At 57.9% G+C, this 19,770-nt stretch carries 21 protein-coding genes; 7 read left to right on the forward strand and 14 right to left on the reverse strand.

Annotated elements, in window-relative coordinates:
• Nucleotides 1-42: 42 nt before the first annotated feature.
• Genes AB8846_RS04905 through tesA form a run of 3 tightly spaced genes read right to left on the reverse strand, consistent with a single transcriptional unit; the run spans nt 43 to nt 2,378 of the window.
• Nucleotides 43-897 (reverse strand): co-chaperone YbbN, encoded by an 855-nt coding sequence (locus tag AB8846_RS04905; RefSeq protein WP_024906867.1) that lies wholly within the window; start codon nt 895-897, stop codon nt 43-45.
• Between the two features lie 58 nt (nt 898-955).
• Nucleotides 956-1,726 carry an SDR family oxidoreductase gene (locus AB8846_RS04910; RefSeq protein ID WP_014882827.1) on the reverse strand — a complete coding sequence of 257 codons (771 nt, stop codon included), beginning with the start codon at nt 1,724-1,726 and terminating at the stop codon, nt 956-958.
• Nucleotides 1,727-1,754: 28 nt separating this feature from the next.
• On the reverse strand, nt 1,755-2,378 hold the full coding sequence (tesA, locus tag AB8846_RS04915; protein ID WP_047650472.1) for a multifunctional acyl-CoA thioesterase I/protease I/lysophospholipase L1: 624 nt from the start codon (nt 2,376-2,378) through the stop codon (nt 1,755-1,757).
• Between tesA and ybbA the strand changes: the two genes are divergently transcribed.
• The 3 genes from ybbA to AB8846_RS04930 all read left to right on the forward strand — a co-directional run bounded on the left by ybbA (nt 2,349) and on the right by AB8846_RS04930 (nt 6,775).
• Nucleotides 2,349-3,035 carry a putative ABC transporter ATP-binding protein YbbA gene (gene ybbA / locus AB8846_RS04920; protein WP_063145543.1) on the forward strand — a complete coding sequence of 229 codons (687 nt, stop codon included), beginning with the start codon at nt 2,349-2,351 and terminating at the stop codon, nt 3,033-3,035. The two genes, tesA and ybbA, sit on opposite strands and share 30 nt — an antisense overlap.
• Nucleotides 3,032-5,446: a putative ABC transporter permease subunit YbbP gene (gene ybbP / locus AB8846_RS04925; RefSeq protein WP_370732193.1), complete on the forward strand. Its 2,415-nt coding sequence runs from the start codon at nt 3,032-3,034 to the stop codon at nt 5,444-5,446. The genes ybbA and ybbP overlap by 4 nt, the downstream gene beginning before the upstream one ends.
• 183 nt (nt 5,447-5,629) lie before the next feature.
• Nucleotides 5,630-6,775 (forward strand): porin, encoded by a 1,146-nt coding sequence (locus AB8846_RS04930; RefSeq protein ID WP_023310628.1) that lies wholly within the window; start codon nt 5,630-5,632, stop codon nt 6,773-6,775.
• A gap of 90 nt (nt 6,776-6,865) precedes the next feature.
• Here the strand turns inward: AB8846_RS04930 and mnmH are convergent, their stop codons facing one another.
• From mnmH to ppiB, 6 genes are all read right to left on the reverse strand, one after another.
• The gene (gene mnmH / locus AB8846_RS04935) at nt 6,866-7,936 is read right to left on the reverse strand and encodes a tRNA 2-selenouridine(34) synthase MnmH (RefSeq protein WP_370732194.1); all 1,071 of its coding nucleotides are present in this window, start codon (nt 7,934-7,936) and stop codon (nt 6,866-6,868) included.
• An 84-nt stretch (nt 7,937-8,020) separates the two neighbouring features.
• The gene (gene purK, locus AB8846_RS04940) at nt 8,021-9,088 is read right to left on the reverse strand and encodes a 5-(carboxyamino)imidazole ribonucleotide synthase (protein WP_370732195.1); all 1,068 of its coding nucleotides are present in this window, start codon (nt 9,086-9,088) and stop codon (nt 8,021-8,023) included.
• Nucleotides 9,085-9,594, reverse strand: a complete 510-nt coding sequence (gene purE, locus AB8846_RS04945) for a 5-(carboxyamino)imidazole ribonucleotide mutase (RefSeq protein WP_182274008.1) — start codon at nt 9,592-9,594, stop codon at nt 9,085-9,087. Before purE ends, purK begins: the two co-directional genes overlap by 4 nt.
• A 171-nt stretch (nt 9,595-9,765) precedes the next feature.
• On the reverse strand, nt 9,766-9,975 hold the full coding sequence (locus AB8846_RS04950) for a YdgH/BhsA/McbA-like domain containing protein (protein ID WP_008499325.1): 210 nt from the start codon (nt 9,973-9,975) through the stop codon (nt 9,766-9,768).
• A 139-nt stretch (nt 9,976-10,114) separates the two neighbouring features.
• On the reverse strand, nt 10,115-10,837 hold the full coding sequence (lpxH, locus tag AB8846_RS04955) for a UDP-2,3-diacylglucosamine diphosphatase (RefSeq protein ID WP_370732196.1): 723 nt from the start codon (nt 10,835-10,837) through the stop codon (nt 10,115-10,117).
• A gap of 3 nt (nt 10,838-10,840) precedes the next feature.
• On the reverse strand, nt 10,841-11,335 hold the full coding sequence (gene ppiB, locus AB8846_RS04960; protein ID WP_023334762.1) for a peptidylprolyl isomerase B: 495 nt from the start codon (nt 11,333-11,335) through the stop codon (nt 10,841-10,843).
• 174 nt (nt 11,336-11,509) lie between these two features.
• Between ppiB and cysS the strand changes: the two genes are divergently transcribed.
• Nucleotides 11,510-12,895 carry a cysteine--tRNA ligase gene (gene cysS, locus AB8846_RS04965; RefSeq protein ID WP_370732197.1) on the forward strand — a complete coding sequence of 462 codons (1,386 nt, stop codon included), beginning with the start codon at nt 11,510-11,512 and terminating at the stop codon, nt 12,893-12,895.
• Between the two features lie 91 nt (nt 12,896-12,986).
• Here cysS and AB8846_RS04970 read toward each other — a convergent pair whose 3' ends face one another.
• The 5 genes from AB8846_RS04970 to folD all read right to left on the reverse strand — a co-directional run bounded on the left by AB8846_RS04970 (nt 12,987) and on the right by folD (nt 17,545).
• On the reverse strand, nt 12,987-13,508 hold the full coding sequence (locus AB8846_RS04970; protein ID WP_331413133.1) for a metal-dependent hydrolase: 522 nt from the start codon (nt 13,506-13,508) through the stop codon (nt 12,987-12,989).
• 73 nt (nt 13,509-13,581) lie between these two features.
• Nucleotides 13,582-14,598 (reverse strand): Mal regulon transcriptional regulator MalI, encoded by a 1,017-nt coding sequence (malI, locus tag AB8846_RS04975; protein WP_063145733.1) that lies wholly within the window; start codon nt 14,596-14,598, stop codon nt 13,582-13,584.
• Between the two features lie 83 nt (nt 14,599-14,681).
• Nucleotides 14,682-16,181, reverse strand: coding sequence for a PTS transporter subunit EIIC (locus tag AB8846_RS04980; protein WP_063145734.1), 1,500 nt, complete (start codon nt 16,179-16,181; stop codon nt 14,682-14,684).
• Between the two features lie 283 nt (nt 16,182-16,464).
• Entirely contained in the window at nt 16,465-16,677 is a 213-nt protein-coding gene (gene ybcJ / locus AB8846_RS04985) for a ribosome-associated protein YbcJ (protein ID WP_023334767.1), read from the reverse strand.
• Nucleotide 16,678: 1 nt separating this feature from the next.
• Nucleotides 16,679-17,545, reverse strand: a complete 867-nt coding sequence (folD, locus tag AB8846_RS04990; protein WP_006809817.1) for a bifunctional methylenetetrahydrofolate dehydrogenase/methenyltetrahydrofolate cyclohydrolase FolD — start codon at nt 17,543-17,545, stop codon at nt 16,679-16,681.
• Between the two features lie 310 nt (nt 17,546-17,855).
• On the opposite strand from folD, the gene fimA reads away from it, so the two are divergent.
• From fimA to fimC, 3 genes are all read left to right on the forward strand, one after another.
• A complete protein-coding gene (fimA, locus tag AB8846_RS04995) occupies nt 17,856-18,419 on the forward strand; it encodes a type 1 fimbrial major subunit FimA (protein ID WP_370732198.1) in 564 nt (187 codons plus the stop codon).
• A gap of 68 nt (nt 18,420-18,487) precedes the next feature.
• Nucleotides 18,488-19,033 carry a type 1 fimbrial protein subunit FimI gene (gene fimI, locus AB8846_RS05000; RefSeq protein WP_023334770.1) on the forward strand — a complete coding sequence of 182 codons (546 nt, stop codon included), beginning with the start codon at nt 18,488-18,490 and terminating at the stop codon, nt 19,031-19,033.
• A 34-nt stretch (nt 19,034-19,067) separates the two neighbouring features.
• Nucleotides 19,068-19,760, forward strand: coding sequence for a type 1 fimbria chaperone FimC (gene fimC / locus AB8846_RS05005; protein WP_063145735.1), 693 nt, complete (start codon nt 19,068-19,070; stop codon nt 19,758-19,760).
• The last annotated feature ends 10 nt before the right edge of the window (nt 19,761-19,770 follow it).

Consider the following 19,770-nt stretch of genomic DNA (forward strand, 5'->3'; position numbering starts at 1 on the left):
TTGTAGGCCCGGTAAGGCGAAGCCGCCACCGGGCAAAGTGCATCAATATAACAACGCGTACAGCTGGCGACGATACTTCGACGCCAGCGCGTCTCCGGTGCCCAGCGCGGCCAGGATCTCCTGGAACATCTTACGCGCCTGACCGTCTGCGGCGGCGAGGTCTTTTTGCAGATGGCTGAACAGCAGCTCCAGCGCCTCTTCGTTACGCCCCACCTGGTGCAGCTGCAGCGCCAGCTGGCTTGCCAGCGCGGCGTCGGCCGGGTTGTCGGCGACCTGCTGCTGCAGTTGCTGAATTTCCGGGGTGTCCGCCGCCTGTTTCAGCAGCTCAATCTGCGCGACCAGCCCCTGATAGCGGGTGTCCTGATCCTGCAGTGGAACCGTTTTGAGTACGGCTTCCGCGTCTTCTGAACGGTGCAGGGCGATCTGCGTTTCCGCCAGCAGCAGGCCAATCTGGCTGTTCTGATTCGACAGCTGCCACGCGTCTTTGAGCAGCGGCAGCGCCTCGTCGTATTTGCCTTCCTGCATCAGCGCCATGCCTTCCTGCGCTTTCAGCTCTTCTTCGCGCGGCAGCACTTTATCCAGCAGGGCGCGGATAGCCTCTTCCGGCTGCGGTCCCTGGAAGCCATCAACAGGCTGGCCGTTCTGGAACAGATAGACGGTAGGAATGGCGCGCAGACCAAACTGTGACGCCACCATCGGCTCGGCGTCACAGTCCAGCTTAGCGAGAATGAACTGACCGTTGTACTGGGCGGCAAGGCTTTCCAGCACCGGCGTCAGCTGCAGGCAGTGTTGGCTGCGTTCAGACCAGAAGTAGAAAAGCACCGGTTTGGTCATCGACTGTTCAAGGGTCTGTTGCAGGTTAGCTTCTGTGATATTGACGATATTCTGTACGGACATGCGGCTTTCTCTTTTGTCGGTTTGTTCTTTACATGGGGATGCGCGTCGTCGCTTCAACTCAGCCGTGTAAAATTTTGTCCATCATCCGGCCCGGCAGCAGGCGTTTTAACCAGCCTACCGCATGGGTGACCAGCGTCACCGGATAGCGCATTTTGGGGTGTTCGCTCTCAAAAGCATGGCGCACTTTGGCCACAACCGCTTCTGGCCCCAGGGTAAAACGTGCGGCAATGCCGGGGTTCTCGACCGGTTTATCCGCCTGCGTCTGGTTCACGTTTTCGGTAAAGCGGGTGCGGATCGGGCCGGGTTCAATCAGGCTGACCTTAATGCCGCTGTGGCGTAGCTCCATGCGCAGGGCGTCGGACCAGGCCTCCAGCGCATATTTGCTGGCGGCGTAGGCGCCGCGGCCCGGGGTGGAAATCAGCCCCATCACCGACGATGTCATCACGATGCGCCCTTCACCGTGCGGCAGCATCGCGGGGAGCAGGCGCATGGTGAGCTGATGCACGCCGAAGAAATTGGTCGAAAACTGTTTCTCCAGCGTTTCGCGGGAGAGGGTATCCAGCGGGCCATACACGCCGTAGCCGGCATTGTTAAAGAGCCCGTACAGACGATTGTCGGTCAGTGCGATCACTTCATCGGCGGCGCGTTCAACGCTCTCCGGCGAGTCCATATCCAGCAGCACGCCGGTAAAGCCCAGCCCGTTCATGCGTTCGACATCGTCGGGTTTGCGACAGGCCGCCAGGACCCGAAACCCCTGGCGCTTCAGTTCGAGCGCGCTTTCCAGGCCGATTCCACTGGAACATCCTGTAATTAAGACCGATTTTTGCATAACTTTACCTGTCAGGATCTCCGCTTAATCAGGAGTCATGTTTAACTAAAGGAGCCAGCCGCGTTGCCATCCAGTCGGCAATAAACGGCTGAGCATCGCGATTGGGGTGGATCCCGTCGTCTTGCATCCACTGGGGTTTGAGATAGACCTCTTCCATGAAAAATGGCAGCAGCGGAATATCAAACTCTTTGGCAAGCTTAGGGTAGATCGCGCTAAAGGCCTCATTATACCGACGACCGTAGTTGGCGGGCAGGCGAATTTGCATCAGCAGCGGCTGGGCGTTTGCCGCCTTGATGTCCTGCAAAATGGTGCGCAGCGTTTGCTCGGTTTGCTGAGGCTGGAAACCGCGCAGGCCATCATTACCGCCAAGCTCCACCAGCACCCAGCGCGGCTGATGCTGTTTGAGCAGCGCAGGCAGGCGCGACAGGCCCTGCTGCGAAGTATCACCGCTGATGCTGGCGTTGATTACAGCGGTCTTGCTCTGCCATTTGTCATTGAGCAGGGCGGGCCAGGCCGCGCTGGCCGCCATGCGGTAGCCTGCGCTCAGGCTGTCGCCGAGAACCAGTAACGTGTCCGCTGCCGCCGCGCGGAAGGTCATCAGAATCAAAAACAGGAAGGGCAAATGCCAGCGGAAAACAGTGTTGAAGTTCATCATCTTAAGAAGTCCGTCGGTCAGGGGGAACACGAGCTTTCCATCCTTACTGGAGTTGAACTCGTTGTCAAACGCGCTGAAACCATCGCGCTGATTGGCGAATCCGGTTCCGGTAAGTCCACGCTGCTGGCGATTTTGGCCGGTCTGGACGACGGCAGCAGCGGCGAGGTCCACCTTGTCGGGCACCCGCTGCACCAGCTTGATGAAGAGGCGCGGGCCGCGCTGCGCGCGCGTCACGTTGGTTTTGTTTTCCAGTCCTTTATGCTGATCCCCACCCTGAACGCGCTGGAAAACGTCGAACTCCCGGCGCTGTTGCGCGGTGAAAACAGCCGTGAAAGCCGCACGCATGCGAAGGCGCTGCTGGAACAGCTCGGTCTGGGGAAACGTCTCGACCATCTTCCCGCGCAGCTTTCCGGCGGCGAGCAGCAGCGCGTGGCGCTGGCGCGGGCGTTCAACGGCCGTCCCGAAGTCCTGTTTGCCGATGAGCCCACCGGTAACCTTGACCGTAAAACCGGAGACCGGATTGCCGACCTGCTGTTTTCGCTCAACCGCGAGCACGGCACCACGCTGATCCTCGTGACCCACGATCCTCAGCTCGCCGCCCGCTGCGACCGTCGCCTGCGGCTGGTCAACGGTATTCTTCAGGAGGAGGCATGATTACCCGCTGGTTCTGGCGCGAGTGGCGTTCCCCCTCGCTGCTGATCGTCTGGCTGGCGCTAAGCCTGGCGGTGGCCTGCGTGCTGGCGCTCGGCAGCGTCAGCGACCGCATGGAAAAAGGGCTCAGCCAGCAGAGCCGGGAGTTTATGGCGGGGGACAGGACGCTGCAAAGCTCCCGCCCGGTGCCGTCGGGCTGGATAGAAGAAGCGCGCAAAGAAGGGCTGAAGGTGGGGGAGCAGATAACCTTCCAGACCATGACCTTTGCGGGCGACACGCCGCAGCTGGCCAGCGTGAAGGCCGTGGATGACATCTACCCGATGTACGGTGATTTACAAACCAGTCCGCCGGGGTTAAAGCCGACGCCTGGCACGGTGCTGCTGGCATCTCGTCTGATGGCGCTTCTGAACCTGAAACCCGGAGACAGTATCGACGTCGGCGACGCCACCCTCAAAATTGCCGGGGAAGTGGTGCAGGAGCCCGACGGCGGTTTTAACCCCTTTCAGCTTGCACCCCGCCTGCTGATGAACACTGCGGATGTCGCGGCAACCCATGCGGTACAGCCGGGCAGCCGCGTCACCTGGCGCTATAAGTTTGGCGGCACGCCTGCCCAGCTTGGCGCGTATGAAAAATGGCTTCTGCCGCAGTTAAAACCGGAACACCGCTGGTACGGGCTGGAGCAGGACGAAGGGGCGCTGGGTAAATCGCTGGAGCGTTCTCAGCAGTTCCTGCTGCTGTCGGCGCTTTTAACCCTGCTGCTGGCGGTGGCGGCGGTAGCCGTGGCGATGGGGCACTACTGCCGCAGCCGCTACGACCTGGTGGCGATCCTCAAAACCCTGGGGGCGGGCAGGGCGCAGCTGCGCAAGCTGATTGTCGGCCAGTGGCTAATGCTGCTGGTCCTCTCCGCGATTACTGGCGGAATAATCGGGCTGCTGTTTGAAAAACTGCTGATGGTGATGCTCAAACCGGTGCTTCCGGCCGCATTGCCGCCGGCCAGCCTCTGGCCGTGGCTATGGGCAATCGGCGCGATGACGGTGATTTCGCTGCTGGTAGGGCTACGCCCGTACCGCCTGCTGCTCGCGACGCAGCCGCTGCGCGTGCTCCGCAACGATGTGGTGGCGAACGTCTGGCCGCTGAAGTTCTACCTTCCGGTGATTATTGCGGTGGCGGTGGGACTGCTGGCATGGCTGATGGGGGGCAGCACGCTGCTGTGGGCGGTACTGGCCGGGGCGGTTGTGCTGGCGCTGCTGTGCGGCGTGCTGGGCTGGATACTGCTCAACGTCCTGAAGAGGCTGACGGTAAAATCCCTGCCCGTGCGCCTGGCGGTCAACCGCCTGCTGCATCAGCCGTGGTCAACGCTCAGCCAGCTGTCGGCCTTCTCGCTGTCGTTTATGCTGCTGGCGCTGCTTTTAGTGCTGCGCGGCGATTTGCTCGATCGCTGGCAGCAGCAGCTTCCCCCGGAAAGCCCGAACTATTTCCTGATCAATATCGCGCCTGAGCAGGTCACGCCGCTGAAGGGCTTCCTGTCGGAGCATCACATTATCCCTGAGTCGTTCTATCCCATCGTTCGCGCGCGTCTGACGCAGATCAACGGTCAGCCAACGGAGGGGAACAAGGACGAGTCTCTGAACCGCGAGCTGAACCTGACCTGGCAGGATAAACGCCCTGACCACAACCCGATAACCGCCGGCACCTGGCCGCCGAAAGCGGGAGAAGTCTCGATGGAAGAGGGGCTGGCGACGCGCCTGAACGTGAAGCTGGGAGACAGCGTCACCTTTACCGGCGATACCCAGGATTTTACCGCGAAAGTCACCAGCCTGCGCAAAGTGGACTGGGAAAGCCTGCGGCCAAACTTCTTCTTTATCTTCCCGCCGGGCGCGCTGGACGGGCAGCCGCAGAGCTGGCTGACCAGCTTCCGCTGGGAAAACGGCAACGGCATGCTGACCCAGCTTAACCGGGAGTTTCCAACGGTCAGCCTGCTGGATATCGGGGCGATCCTGAAGCAGGTAGGGCAGGTGCTGGAGCAGGTGAGCCGCGCGCTGGAGGTCATGGTGGTGCTGGTGACGATCTGCGGCGTGCTGTTGCTGCTGGCCCAGGTGCAGGTGGGCATGCGCCAGCGCCATCAGGAGCTGGTGGTCTACCGCACGCTGGGGGCCGGAAAGCGGCTGCTGCGGATGACGCTCTGGAGCGAGTTTGCGCTGCTGGGGCTGGTGGCGGGTCTGGTAGCGGCCATCGGCGCGGAGACGGCTCTGGCGGTGCTGCAGACAAAGGTCTTCGACTTCCCGTGGGAGCCTGACTGGCGTCTCTGGTTGATCCTGCCTCTTTGTGGCGCGGTGCTGCTTTCTCTCTGCGGAGGCTGGCTCGGCACGCGGCTGTTAAAGGGCAAAGCCCTGTTCCGTCAGTTTGTGAGTTGATTTAGTACAGTGATAGTTGCGCGCCGGTTTTTAATGCCGGTGCGCAGTGTTTAAATAGCACAAACTGATAATACCCACTCATTTAGTAGCACAAAACATTAAAAAACCGACCACACAGCCCGATTATTTCCAGTTAATATTCACCCGCTAAATATTTAGCAGCGTGTCTATTAAGGAAAAATAATGACTATAAAAAAATCAGCGCTGGCGGCAACGATCGGCGCGGCAGTGGCATTGACTACCTTCGCTTCTCAGGCGGAAATCACCGTTCTTAAGCAGGATCCTCAGGCGGGTAACCCGCTAAGCCGCCTGAACTTCACCGTTGGCGGCAGTATTCGTCCTCAGTTCCAGAACATGACCGGCGACGACGGTAAAAACAGCTACAAGCGTAACGGCTTTGACGGCGGCACCCGTTTCCGTTTCGCGGCTGATTACTACCTGTTTGATGACATCAGCTGGATCAGCTACTACGAGCTGGGTGTGAATATTCCCGCGCAGTTTAACTGGGATCACCACTACGCCGACGGCGCGCACGACACCACGCGTCGTATGCTCTACACCGGTCTGAAGAGCGACACCTGGGGTACGCTGACCTTCGGTCAACAGAACAGCGTTTACTATGATGTGGTGGGCGCGAAAACCGATATCTGGGACTACGACATGATCGGCCAGGCTCCGGGTAACGGGATCAACGGCGACTACGACGGTTCTTATCGTTCACGCCAGATGCTGAAATATAAGAAAACCGTGGGCGATGCCGACATCTACGCATCTTACCTGTTTGAAGACAGCGAATATCTGCCGGGCAACGGCCTGCGCTACAAGCGTAAAGGCGGCGGTTCACTGGGTCTGGATTATCACCTGACCACCGATCTGACCTGGGGCGCAGCGTGGAACTACACCCGCGCGGACATGCGTAACCCGGACAACGGCGACAGCAAAACCTACGACCAGAACATTCTCGGTACCGCGCTGAGCTGGACGCCGGATAACTGGACCTTCTCCGCAGGCGGCGGCTGGTACCAGAACTTCCTGACCACCAAAAAAGTGTCGGTTAACGACTACTTCGCCGGTGATGCATGGGGTATTGAATACTTTGCGGGCTACAAGTTCCCAATCGGTCAGTATGCGGTTAAATCCATCCAGCCGTACTTCATGGGCGACCGCATTGAGTACGTGAACGGCCGTAACTACCAGCGCATCGACAACGGCGTGGGTATCAGCTTCCAGCTGGATTACGGTTTCCGCGTGGATTACGAACACGTGTTCACTTCCAGCACCGACAACCTGGGCGACATGAACCTGGTGCGTCTGCGTTACGACTTCTAAGTCGTCTGTTCCCCGGTGGTGCTGCGCTTACCGGGGCTACAAAAGTACATGTAGGCCGGGTAAGGCGTAGCCGCCACCCGGCTTTATTTTTCAGCGATCAAGCCATTCGGCAATTTCTTCGTACGTCCCGCGATAGACAATCTTCTCCGCCTTTTTCTCCAGCTGATAGCCGTACATCGGGTCGTAATAGTCCTTCAGCAGCGGCGCAAGCCAGCTGAAGTGCGCGTCCGTGCTGCCAGAGCGTTGCTGTTCCAGCTGCGCGGCATCTAACAGCGCGGTGAATTCTGCATACCGCTGCAGCCCCAGACGGCGGCGAATGGCGAACAGGCCGTGATGCAGATACTCGCTGTACTCCTTCCAGCCCGCTTCCTCGCCGTAGGCAGCAGAAAAGTCCGCCCACATATGGTCGAAATACTCTTCGCGCAGGCGCTCAAGGCGGACGTCAAACGGGTCTTCGACGACAACGATAGGGGCTTCAACCATGCGGTCGCGCAGGCACTCCGGCAGGTGGTTGGAGCCAATCATCCGGCCCTCATCTTCCAGCACCCAGCGCGCGGCGTCTTTTTTCAATAGCTCAACCGCAAGGTGGTTTTCAAAGCTGGCCTGGGAAAGCTGCGGCGTGAGCGTGCGGCCAAACGACGAACCGCGGTGGTGCGCCAGCCCTTCCAGATCGATGCCCTGTGCGTGCTGCTTCACCAGCAGGGTTTTACCGTTTCCGGTGCAGCCGCCAATAAGCACCATCGGCTTTTGCGACTGCTCGATGGTCACCTGAATCGCCGTCTGACGCAGGGCCTTATAGCCGCCGCGGATCAGCGGGTAGTCGATACCCGCCTCTTTCAGCCAGGCCTGCGAGATATGCGAGCGCTGGCCGCCGCGCGCGCAGCAGAGAAAGCCCTCAGGATGGGCCAGGCTGGCCTCGCGCCAGGCGTTGATGCGTGCCTCACGCGTCTCGCCGCTCACCAGGCTATGGCCGAGCGCCAGCGCGGCGTCCGGACCCTGGCGTTTATAGCAGGTGCCCACGGCGGCGCGCTCGTCGTCGTTCATCAACGGCAGGTTAAGGGCGGCGGGCATCGCGCCCTGGGCAAATTCGATCGGCGCGCGAACGTCGATTAAAGGGGTATCAGACGCGAGGATCGCGCGATAGTCCGTTCCATCGTTCATGGTTATTCCAGAAGAAAACTAGGCAGCAATGGGCGGGGATTGTACGCCGGGGAAGGGGAAGGTCAACTCCCCGGCGCAGATGTCTTACTTGAGCTTTGATTGTGCCCAGACAATACCGCTCGCATATTCCGGCGGCAGGAGTGGGACTATGGCTTCCAGGGTGGCGCTCAGGCGGCCCGTGTCGCTGTCGTTCAGGTTCAGGTGACCGACCTTACGACCCGCGCGAACCTCTTTGTCATACCAGTGCAGATGCACCAGCGGCAGCTTCAGCCAGTCGTAGTTCAGATCGGTGCCGATCAGGTTGATCATCACTGACGGGCTGTCCACCACCGGCTGCGGCAGCGGCAGGTCGGTGATCGCGCGCAGGTGCAGCTCGAACTGGCTGATGGACGCGCCGTTTTGGGTCCAGTGGCCGCTGTTGTGCACGCGCGGCGCAAGTTCGTTGATCAGCAGACCGGACGGGGTGATAAAGCACTCCATCGCCATGACGCCCACATACCCAAGTTCGTGCATGATGGCAGAGAGCATGTCTTCCGCCTGCGCCTGCTGGTCAGCATTGGCGTGCGGGAAGGCGACGCTGGTGCGCAGAATGCCGTCCTGATGCAGGTTATGCGTCAGCGGATAAAAAACGGTATGCCCGTCGTGCCCGCGCGCGCCAACCAGCGACACTTCGCCGCTAAAGTTGATGCCCTGCTCAACGATGCACTCGCCGTAGCAGTCGTCCGGCAGCTCGGCGGTGTCGTTCGCGCGCAGACGCCACTGGCCGCGGCCGTCGTAGCCGCCCACGCGGCGCTTCACGATTGCCAGCTCGCCCAGCATCGCGAAGACATCATTCCACTCGCTTTTATCGGACAGGAGCTGCCACGGCGCGGTCGGCAGACCGAGCTTGTCGAAGAGCTGCTTTTGCGTCAGACGGTCGGCAATAATCGGGAAGACGTCGCGGTTAACGAAGGCGTTATGACGCGCCAGCTCGCGGGTCAGTGCGGTTTCCGGCCAGCGTTCGATCTCGGCGGTGATCACGCTCTGGTGAAACGGTACGGCTTCAGGTTCAGCATCCAGCCCGACGGGCCAGACGGCAATACCCAGCGGCTCACCGGCCTGACGCAGCATGCGGCCTAGCTGGCCGTTACCGAGGACGCAAACCTGCTTCATGCCGCACCCCGCGGGTCCGGATTATCCAGCACTTCGTCGGTCTGGGCTTTACGCCAGTCCGCCAGACGCTGATGCAATGCTTTATCGTGCGTCGCAAGAATTTGCGCCGCCAGCAGGGCTGCGTTCGCTGCGCCCGCTTTGCCAATCGCCAGCGTGCCGACAGGAATACCGCGCGGCATCTGGACGATGGAGTAGAGGCTATCCACACCGCTTAACGCGGCGCTTTGTACCGGGACGCCCAGAACCGGCACCAGGGTTTTGGCGGCAATCATGCCCGGCAGATGTGCTGCGCCGCCCGCGCCGGCAATGATCACCTCATAACCGTTCTCTTCGGCGCTTTCGGCGAAGCTGAACAGTTTGTCCGGTGTACGGTGCGCGGAGACCACTTCAACGTGGTGCGGAACATTCAGGATTTCAAAGATTTCGGCGGCGAACTGCATGGTAGCCCAGTCGCTTTTGGACCCCATCACGATGGCGACACGCGCCGGATTATTGCGGGAAGACATGCGTCTTAAAACTCCTGTGGTGCGAAACACACTGCTTTCGAGGGCACAGAGAATAGCATGTTATACGGGCAAGGAAAACGGTTGCGCGGTTAAAAGGTGAGCCGTTGTTGCCATCAATTCATAACAAAACAGACCGCGTTCTGGCGGTCTGTTTTCGTCAATCGGCAATGATTATTTAGTCAGTTCTGCGGTCATGTAAACGCGGTTGTCGACCTTCGCGCTCGTAATTTTATAAGAGGCACCCTGTTCGGCGGCCTGCGCGGCAATTTTCGCTTCTGCGCGGTCAAGGGTAGAGGCGGTTGCGCTCACGCTCTGCGCGAAAGAACCGAAAGAAACCAGGGAGAGAGCAGCAACTGCAACGAAAGTTTTGATGGATTTCATGGTCGTATTCCTAAAGTATTTTGTCTGGGATAGGGCGTTTTGCCCTGATGTGATAAATAATAGGCCGACCACGGGCTGATTAAAATCGAAACAATTTGCCGATATCGTTCAAAAAAATAGAATTAATTGTGATAAGGGATTAAAACGGAAACGCGATCAGCTCCACGCCCTCAGGCGTGACTTTGACCATGGAGCCTTCGGCGTGCCAGGCACCTAATACCACGCGACGGGCCGGTTCTCCGTTGGCGATAAGGGAATGCACGTCAGGGCGATGGGTATGACCGTGGATCAACCACTGGACGCCATGCTTCTCCATCACGCTCACCACGGCCTGCGGGTTCACGTCCATGATGGTCATGGATTTGCTGCTGTTGGCGGCTTTACTGCCCGCGCGCATTCTGGCGGCGATGCGGTTGCGGATAAACAGCGGCAGCGCAAGGAACGCCTTTTGGATCCACGGGGTGTGGACTTTGGCGCGAAACGCCAGGTAGCCGGTATCGTCGGTGCAGAGCGTGTCGCCGTGCATGATCAGGACCTTGCGGCCATAGAGGTCGAGCACCTGCTCTTCCGGCAGCAGCGTCATGCCGCTTTCGCGGGCGTAGCGCTTGCCGATCAGGAAATCACGGTTGCCGTGAATGAAGTAGCAGGGGACGCCGGAATCTACCAGCGCGCGAATGGCGGCTGCCATTTCACGGTGCAGCGGGTTAGGGTCGTCGTCGCCAATCCAGGCTTCAAAGAGGTCGCCGAGGATGTACAGCGCATCGGCGCTTTTCGCTTCACCGCGTAAAAAACGCAGAAAACCGGCGGTTATCGCCGGTTCTTCTGTTTGCAGATGCAGATCCGCAATAAAGAGTGTCGCCACGAATTACTCGCTGACGGTCACGCTTGTAATCACAACGTCTTCTTTAGGAACGTCCTGGTGCATACCGCTGCGGCCAGTAGAGACGGCTTTGATCTTGTCAACCACGTCCATACCTTCAACCACTTCTGCGAATACGCAGTAGCCCCAACCCTGCAGGCTTTCGCCGGAGAAGTTCAGGAAGTCGTTGTCAGCCACGTTAATGAAGAACTGCGCGGTAGCGGAGTGAGGTGCCTGAGTACGCGCCATCGCCAGCGTGCCGCGGGTGTTTTTCAGGCCGTTGTTCGCTTCGTTTTTGATTGCTTCTTTGGTGGCTTTCTGGTTCATGCCAGGTTCGAAACCGCCGCCCTGGATCATAAAACCGTTGATCACGCGGTGGAAAATGGTGTTGTTGTAGAAACCTTCGCGGCAGTAGTCCAGGAAGTTTTTAACTGTTTCAGGCGCTTTGTCATCAAAGGTTTTGATTACGATATCGCCATGATTAGTGTGGAAAGTAACCATTTTTGCATCCTGTTCCGTTATTGTGGTACGTCGACCCGCGTTCGGGTCATCTATAGGGGCTTGTTATAGCATAACCACAGGATGCGATCACCTTGCATTGTGTGCTGCTTCGGGTTTGAATTACGGGTAGAATACCCGGTTTTCAACCACACACGTGTTTACATGGAATCTTCGATGTTAAAAATCTTTAATACAATGACGCGCCAAAAAGAGGAATTTAAACCTATCCATGCCGGGGAAGTCGGCATGTACGTGTGTGGTATTACGGTTTACGATCTCTGTCACATTGGCCATGGCCGTACCTTTGTCGCCTTCGACGTGGTGTCACGCTACCTGCGTTTTCTGGGGTACAAACTGAAATACGTGCGTAACATCACCGACATCGACGATAAAATCATCAAGCGTGCTAATGAGAACGGCGAGAGCTTTGTGGCGCTGGTCGACCGTATGATCGTCGAAATGCACAAAGATTTTGACGCCCTGAATATTCAGCGCCCGGACAGCGAGCCGCGCGCGACCCACCATATCCACGAAATTATCGACATCACCGAAAAGCTGATCGCACGCGGTCACGCCTACGTTGCGGACAACGGTGACGTGATGTTCTCGGTGCCGACGGACCCAACCTACGGTTCGCTTTCCCGTCAGGATCTGGATCAGCTCCAGGCCGGCGCGCGCGTTGACGTGGTTGACGTGAAGCGTAACCCGATGGACTTCGTGCTGTGGAAAATGTCCAAAGAGGGTGAACCAAGCTGGCCGTCCCCGTGGGGCGAAGGCCGCCCGGGCTGGCACATTGAATGTTCCGCGATGAACTGCAAACAGCTGGGCAAGCACTTCGACATTCACGGCGGCGGTTCGGACCTGATGTTCCCGCACCACGAAAACGAAATCGCGCAGTCCACCTGCGCCCACGGCGGCGAGTACGTGAACTACTGGATGCACTCCGGGATGGTAATGGTTGACCGCGAGAAGATGTCTAAATCGCTGGGTAACTTCTTCACCGTGCGCGACGTGCTGAAGTATTACGACGCGGAAACCGTGCGCTACTTCCTGATGTCCGGCCACTATCGCAGCCAGCTGAACTACAGCGAAGAGAACCTGAAGCAGGCGCGCTCGGCGCTGGAGCGTCTGTACACCGCGCTGCGCGGGACCGACAGGTCTGTTCCTGCGGCAGGTGGCGAAGCGTTCGAAGCTCGCTTTGTTGAGGTGATGAACGACGATTTCAACACCCCGGAAGCCTACTCCGTGCTGTTCGACATGGCGCGCGAAGTGAACCGCCTGAAGTCAGAAGATATGGCCGCGGCGAATGCGCTGGCGTCCCATCTGCGCAAGCTCTCCTCCGTGCTCGGCCTGCTGGAGCAGGAGCCGGACGCGTTCCTGCAGAGCGGTGCGCAGGCGGACGACGGCGAAGTGGCGGAAATTGAAGCGTTGATCAAAGCGCGTCTGGAAGCGCGTCAGGCGAAAGACTGGGCGGCGGCCGATGCGGCGCGTAACCGTCTGACCGAGATGGGCATCATTCTGGAAGATGGCCCGCAGGGCACCACCTGGCGTCGTAAGTAAGTCTGTAACGCCCGGTGGCGCTTACGCTTACCGGGCCTACAAAATCACGACCGTAGGCCGGGTAAGGCGTAGCCGCCACCCGGCTTTTCTTTTACCTCCGCCTCCACCACAGCAACCCCATCAGCACTACCCCCGGCAGCCACACCCACAGCAGTTCTGAAACGATCACCTGGTGCCCGTACGGCGTGGTATAGCGCGACAGCGCAAACGGCGCGACCTTAATGACCTGCCACGGTGCAAAGAAGCGCTCATCAGACCATGGCCACAGCCAGCCGACGCCTTTCCCGCCTGTTGTAATCGAATCCAGCAGGCTGTGCGACAGCAGTGACACCGTTAAAAACAGCCAGCACCGCGTCAGGCTGGCCCGGAACCATCGTCGGCCAATCAGTACACAGAGTATCGGCACCACAAAGGCGAACAGCAGGGAGTGGGTAAAGCCGCGATGGCCGAAAATATTGCCGTACGCGACGCCGAACTTGAACGCCAGCACGTCGGCATCCGGCAGCATGGCGAGGACAATCCCGGCAAACAGCAGGCGGGGAGGAATCACTTTGGTTCCCAGGCCTAAGCCCAGACAAAGCGGAACAGCAGCGTGCGTAATAACGGTAGGCATTGACATTATCCATGACAAATCATGGAAATATAGCAGTAATCTCGCGCTAACAGACCTGTTCTAAATTCTGATTTTACGCCGACTCGCGCGCGATAAGCTGCCCGGAAAGCGTAATGCGCTGGGTTTGCAGCGTCGGCTCCTTCAGCGTGCGAATGATCAGCCCGGCAGCCTGACGCCCCGTCTCTTCGCTGGCGGACGACACGTAGGTAAATGACGGCGAGGTGAGATTTACGTGGAGCATATCTTCGAAACCGACCAGCGCGACCTGCTGCGTCAGAAACACATCTTTACCCACCGTCCGTCCGACCTGATGAATGCCGGAGATGGAACCGATCATGGCATCCGGCGAGTGGCAGAGCAGGGCGGTGATAGTGTTGTTCTTTTCCAGCAGCTGGCGGGTGGCGAAACCCGCGGCCAGGGTGTCATCGCTGCAGGCCGGAGAGTATTCATCGCGCCAGACCAGTCCGTTCTGCGTCATCGCGCTGCGAAAACCGAGCAGGCGCTGCTCGCGGATAAGGCAGCCTTCACGTCCGCCAATGTAGGCGATATTGCGATGGCCGCGCTCGATAAGATAACGCACCGCGAGGTTTGCCGCCTGACGGTTGTCGCGCATCACCAGATTGCATTTTTCATCCAGCAGCGACTGAGAGACCACAACCAGCGGGAGCGGGCAGTGGCGAATGTGTTCCGGCAGGGTAGCGGTGCGGGTATCCGAGGCCAGATAGATCACCCCGGCGACGCCCTGCTGCTTAAACGACAGCAGGCAGCGCTCAAGATGGTCATAGTCGTTCTGAGGCTGACCGAGAAAAACCATATACCCCTGTTTTTCAAGATCCTGGACGATGCTCGCCATCACCTTGATGGAGAAACTGTCGCTAAAGTCACGGAGGATCAGGCCAATCAGATTGGACGTATTGGCGCGGAGGTTGGCAGCGGCGACGTTATGAACATAGCCCAGCGTATTGATGGCAGCGTTGACCTTCTCGATCGTTGCCTCTGAGATTTTCCCTTTCTGGCGCAAAACCAGCGATACGGTTGAGACCGAAACGCCCGCGTGCTTTGCGACATCAATAATGCTGACTTTCTTCAAAACCGCTCCCTGAAATTTGCCGATTATCAGCCAGATAAAACACGTCTCCCAGCGTACAGGAGACGTGTCGATCAGGCATCTTATTATTTGCCGATCATGGTGGACATGGTCTGGGCGATAAACTGTGCTCTGGCACCGAAAATCACCTGAATACCGTTGTCGCCGACGAAGACCACGCCCCGCGCGCCGAGCCCGTTCAGGCCGTCTTTATCCACCGCCTCGCTTTTTGCCACTTCCAGACGCAGACGGGTGATACAGGCGCCGACGGAGTCGATGTTATGCGCCCCGCCCAGCAGGGAGATGATCTCGGTCGCGAGTTCTGAATCAGACTTATCATCCGCGTTGGCGGTCACTTCAGTGCGGCCCGGCGTTTTCACGTCGAAACGACGGATCACAAAGCGGAACGTGAAGTAATAAATCAGGCCCATTGGAATGCCGATGATAATGGCATTCAGGAAGTTGGTCTTGTAACCGTTAAAGGACGGCAGGATCCCGAATGACAGATAGTCGATAAAGCCCGCAGAGAATGACTTGGCGATATGCGCATGCAGCAGATACATGGTCATGTAGGCCAGACCCGCCATGATGGCGTTAAAGACGTACAGGATCGGCGCCACGAAGATAAAGGTAAACTCGACCGGTTCGGTGATCCCCGTCAGGAAGCAGGTCAGCGCCGCAGAGAACAGAATACCGGCCGCGATTTTCTTATTCTTCGTATGGGCTTCGTGATACATCGCCAGGCACGCAGCGGGCAGCGCGAACAGCATCAGCGGGAATTCCCCCTGCATGAACTTACCGGCGTTCTGGTAGGTGTCGCTGCTGAAGGATTTCACCCCTTCTTCCAGCATCTTGAACCAGATGGTCTGGTCGCCGTGGATCACCTGGCCTGCCTGGGTGGTGTAATCCCCGAACGAATACCAGAAGGACGGATACCAGATGTGGTGCAGGCCGAGCGGGATCAGCGCGCGTTCCACCAGACCAAAGATAAAGGTCGACGCCGCCTGATTATCGCCGTTCACCACCACGGAGAGCGCGTCGATACCGGCCTGAATATGCTGCCAGACGTACGGCAGCAGCAGCCCCATCAGGAACGAGAGGAACGCCGTTGCAATGGCCACGAAGCGCTTACCGGAGAAGAAGCCCAGGAACTCCGGCAGCTGCATGGTGTGGAAGCGGTTATAGCACCAGGCCGCGAGAATACCGCAGATCAGCCCGCCGAAGACGCCCATCTGCAGCGTCGGGATGCCGACCACCATGGCGTATTTCCCGCCCTGGGAGGCCATTTCCGGCGTGATGCTCAGCACGGTGCTGATGGTGATATTCGTGACAAACACCGAAACGGCCGCCGACAGCGCCGCAATACCGGATTCTGACGCCAGACCCACGGCGGAGCCAATGGCAAACAGCATCGGCAGGTTATCAAAAATAACCCCGCCCGCGTTCATCATCAGCGGCAGATGAAACTTATCGCCGAAGGCCAGCAGCAGGCCCGCAGCGGGAAGCAGTGAAATTGGCAGCATTAAGGCGCGACCAATCATCGATAACTTAGACAGCGATTTAACAAACCCTGATATCAGACCCATGCTGATTTCCCCCGAGTAGCGCTTTTTTTGGCGCTGTTATTGTAAGTAGAACGTTTTAGTAGAACGTTCTACTTATCGTGGGCAAAGAGTGAAAAACGCGCAACTGAATTTTCACGTTTCAACAGATGAAATAGTGATTATTTGAAGTGGATCGATAAATAACCGTGATGGGTATGAGGGGATTGTGAGAGAAATTGCCGGGTGGCGGCTTCGCCTTACCCGGCCTACAAACGGAGACAGTACGTAGGCCCGGTAAGCGCAGCGCCACCGGGCATCAAACGGCTCAGGCCGTAACGGTTACGCTCTGTCCTTCAAAGCTCACGGTCTGCCCCGCGACAATCTTGCAGCGCTTGCGCGTTTCTACCACGCCGTCCACTTTAACCAGCCCGTCGGCGATAACGATTTTGGCCTGCGCGCCGCTTTCGCTCCAGCCTTCCAGCTTCAGCAGATCGCACAGCTCAACGTGCGGGTGTTTACCTAATGAAAAAGTCGCCATCTTACGCGTCCTCTACGTCGTGATATTCTTCGCATGCCTGCAAAGTATTCTGAATCAGTGTTGCAACGGTCATCGGGCCTACGCCGCCCGGTACTGGGGTAATGTAAGAGGCGCGAGCCGCGGCATCTTCGTACACCACGTCGCCGACCACTTTGCCGTTTTCCAGACGGTTGATCCCGACGTCCACGACGATCGCCCCCTCTTTAATCCACTCGCCCGGAATAAACCCCGGCTTGCCGACCGCGACGATCAGCAGATCGGCGTTCTCGACGTGGTGACGCAGGTTTTTGGTGAAGCGGTGGGTGACGGTGGTGGTGCAGCCGGCCAGCAGCAGCTCCATGCTCATCGGGCGGCCCACGATGTTGGATGCGCCGATAACCACGGCGTTGAGTCCGTAGGTGTCAATGTTATAACGCTCCAGCAGCGTCACAATCCCGCGCGGCGTGCACGGGCGCAGACGCGGCGCACGCTGGCACAGGCGGCCAACGTTGTACGGATGGAAACCGTCCACGTCTTTATCCGGTGCGATACGCTCCAGCACCTTCACGTTGTCGATACCCGCCGGCAGCGGCAGCTGAACCAGAATACCGTCGATCTCTTTATCGGCATTCAGGGTGTCAATAAGTTCCAGCAGTTCTGCTTCGCTGGTGGTTTCCGGCAAATCGTAAGAGCGGGAGACGAAGCCCACCTCTTCACACGCTTTGCGCTTGCTGCCGACATAAATCTGCGATGCCGGGTTGCTGCCAACCAGCACAACGGCCAGCCCGGGTGCGCGAAATCCTGCCGCTTTACGCGCCTTCACTTTTTCCGCGACCTCAGAGCGCACCTGCTGCGCAATCGTTTTACCGTCAATAATCTTTGCTGCCATCAGAGAGAAGATTCCGTCTGTAACGTTTGAAAGGGGGGATGGCGTGTATTTTGTCAGAAGCGAGCGTCGCTGTCAGTCACCCTTTACGCGTTTTTATCAGTGAGACGCAAAAACCCTTCTTAGGGGATGGTCAATTTCTTAGGTGGGATTAGGATGTGACCTGGCGAAATGGCAGTGTTTTGACATATTTAAAAACTGCGTCCTGAGCTACTTTGTCTCCTCCGAAATAAGCTTTCAATTACTCAATTGAACGTATTTCTTATTCCCGATTATTCGCGGGAAGGGTTATTTACATTTTAAAGGAATAGACATGAAACTCAGCAACATTGCTTCTACTGTTATTGCAACTTTGGCCCTGGTTGCGGGTGCCGCAAATGCAGCAGATCCTGCTACGCCGGTTTCCGTAAATGGCGGTACCGTACATTTTAAAGGTGAGCTGGTTAATGCTGCTTGTTCAGTAAATACTGATTCTTCCGAGCAGACCGTTAATCTGGGTCAGTATCGCACCGCGAAATTTACCAAAGTGGGCGACACCACCTCTAATATTCCATTCAACATTGAACTGAATGATTGCGATCCGCTGGTTGCCAAAACTGCAGCCGTTGCGTTCACCGGTCAGATCGACCCAACCGACAAAACCCTGCTGGCCGTCACCTCCGGCAGCAACGACAACACCGCGAAAGGCGTGGGTATTGAGATCCTCGACAGCAAATCCAGCGTTCTGACCCCAGACGGCGCGACCTTCTCTGCTGCGCAGACGCTGATCGAAGGGACCAACACCCTGCAGTTCACCGCGCGTTATAAATCAACGGCTGCCACTACCGAGCCGGGCCAGGCTAACGCTGACGCCACCTTCGTAATGAAATACGAGTAATTCCTCCGCACAGGGATGTTCAGGCCTCAGGGACGAGGCCCGTCATACGCAAATGCCAGGAACGAAGGATGACAAGGACTGGAACACTACTGCTGTTAACCCTTGCGATGGCTTGCCCGGCATCGGCGCATACCGTGGTGATCGAGGGTGGCAAGGTTCATCTCCGGGGTGAACTGGTGAACGGCGGCTGCGCCGTGGCCCCCGACAGCCAGAATATGCGCATCGACATGGGGCAGTACCGAACCAATTCATTTTCCGGTGTGGGCAGTTTTTCCACGGTGAATGTGCCTTTCACCGTGCGGCTGCTGGACTGCAGCGTTGATGTTTCGCGCACCGTGGGGATCCAGTTTCAGGGCGTCACACCCGCAGAAGATCCGCAGGTCTTTCTGGCGACATCGCGGCCGGGTGAAACGCCTGTCAGCAGCGGCGTTGGTCTGGCGCTCTTTGACGAACAGCAGCGTCAGATTATTCCAAATGCCACGGCCGTCAGCTGGCTGCCGATCGATACCCACGAGCTCGCGTTCCATTTTAGCGCCCGCTATCGGGCTATTTCCGAACACCTCGAGCCAGGCAAAATTCAGTCGGATGTCTGGTTTACGTTGATTTATCCATAACACCTGCGAACACATTATTAAAGGTACGGTTGTGATGAATACCCTAATTAAACCAGGACTTTTTTTATCGTTTATTTTGATGATGGTTTCTGCATGCGCAAATGCGTCCGGCGGTATTGCGCTGGGTGCCACGCGCGTTATTTATCCGGCAGAGGCGAAGCAAACGTCGCTGGCGATCACCAACAGCAACAAACAGGAACGCTATTTAATTAACGCGTGGATCGAAAATGCGAGCGGGCAAAAAGAAAAAACCTTTGCCGTCACTCCGCCCCTGTTTGTTAGCGAGCCGAACAGTGAAAACACGCTGCGTATTATTTACGCCGGGCCGGCGCTCCCTGCCGATCGCGAATCGCTCTTTTACATGAACGTGAAGGCGATCCCGTCAGTGAACAAAGCGAAAACGGAAAACAATAACGTGCTGCAGCTGGCGATCCTCTCACGCATCAAGCTCTTTGTGCGCCCAAACAACCTGGCGATGCAGCCGGAAGAGGCGCTTTCCCAGCTGCGGTTTGAGCGCGCGGGCACCCATCTCAAAGTCAGCAACGCTTCTCCGTATTACATCACCCTCGTCAATCTGAAGCTGGGCGGGCAGCAGCTGGATAACCTGATGGTTGCGCCGAAAAGCTCGGCTCAGCAGGTGCTGCCAGCCGGTGCCGGCGGCACGCTTTCCTGGCAGAGCGTGAATGACTACGGTGCCATCACTCCGGCGCGTAGCGTCAACCTGTGAGCAGAGTCAG

The sequence above is a fragment of the Enterobacter sp. KB-221C9 genome (genome assembly GCF_041320715.1).
In the GTDB taxonomy this organism is placed as follows: domain Bacteria; phylum Pseudomonadota; class Gammaproteobacteria; order Enterobacterales; family Enterobacteriaceae; genus Enterobacter; species Enterobacter asburiae_D.

Bases quoted from the DNA above. Each gene is read 5' to 3' on its own strand.
- cysS (WP_370732197.1), top strand. From the start codon at position 11,510: ATGTTAAAAATCTTTAATACAATGACGCGCCAAAAAGAGGAATTTAAA.
- ppiB (WP_023334762.1), bottom strand. From the start codon at position 11,335: ATGGTTACTTTCCACACTAATCATGGCGATATCGTAATCAAAACCTTT.
- folD (WP_006809817.1), bottom strand. From the start codon at position 17,545: ATGGCAGCAAAGATTATTGACGGTAAAACGATTGCGCAGCAGGTGCGC.
- purK (WP_370732195.1), bottom strand. From the start codon at position 9,088: ATGAAGCAGGTTTGCGTCCTCGGTAACGGCCAGCTAGGCCGCATGCTG.
- fimC (WP_063145735.1), top strand. From the start codon at position 19,068: ATGAATACCCTAATTAAACCAGGACTTTTTTTATCGTTTATTTTGATG.
- AB8846_RS04930 (WP_023310628.1), top strand. From the start codon at position 5,630: ATGACTATAAAAAAATCAGCGCTGGCGGCAACGATCGGCGCGGCAGTG.
- ybbP (WP_370732193.1), top strand. From the start codon at position 3,032: ATGATTACCCGCTGGTTCTGGCGCGAGTGGCGTTCCCCCTCGCTGCTG.
- AB8846_RS04980 (WP_063145734.1), bottom strand. From the start codon at position 16,181: ATGGGTCTGATATCAGGGTTTGTTAAATCGCTGTCTAAGTTATCGATG.
- purE (WP_182274008.1), bottom strand. From the start codon at position 9,594: ATGTCTTCCCGCAATAATCCGGCGCGTGTCGCCATCGTGATGGGGTCC.
- AB8846_RS04950 (WP_008499325.1), bottom strand. From the start codon at position 9,975: ATGAAATCCATCAAAACTTTCGTTGCAGTTGCTGCTCTCTCCCTGGTT.
- AB8846_RS04970 (WP_331413133.1), bottom strand. From the start codon at position 13,508: ATGCCTACCGTTATTACGCACGCTGCTGTTCCGCTTTGTCTGGGCTTA.
- ybcJ (WP_023334767.1), bottom strand. From the start codon at position 16,677: ATGGCGACTTTTTCATTAGGTAAACACCCGCACGTTGAGCTGTGCGAT.
- fimI (WP_023334770.1), top strand. From the start codon at position 18,488: ATGACAAGGACTGGAACACTACTGCTGTTAACCCTTGCGATGGCTTGC.
- ybbA (WP_063145543.1), top strand. From the start codon at position 2,349: ATGCCAGCGGAAAACAGTGTTGAAGTTCATCATCTTAAGAAGTCCGTC.
- mnmH (WP_370732194.1), bottom strand. From the start codon at position 7,936: ATGAACGATGGAACGGACTATCGCGCGATCCTCGCGTCTGATACCCCT.
- AB8846_RS04910 (WP_014882827.1), bottom strand. From the start codon at position 1,726: ATGCAAAAATCGGTCTTAATTACAGGATGTTCCAGTGGAATCGGCCTG.
- AB8846_RS04905 (WP_024906867.1), bottom strand. From the start codon at position 897: ATGTCCGTACAGAATATCGTCAATATCACAGAAGCTAACCTGCAACAG.
- fimA (WP_370732198.1), top strand. From the start codon at position 17,856: ATGAAACTCAGCAACATTGCTTCTACTGTTATTGCAACTTTGGCCCTG.
- tesA (WP_047650472.1), bottom strand. From the start codon at position 2,378: ATGAACTTCAACACTGTTTTCCGCTGGCATTTGCCCTTCCTGTTTTTG.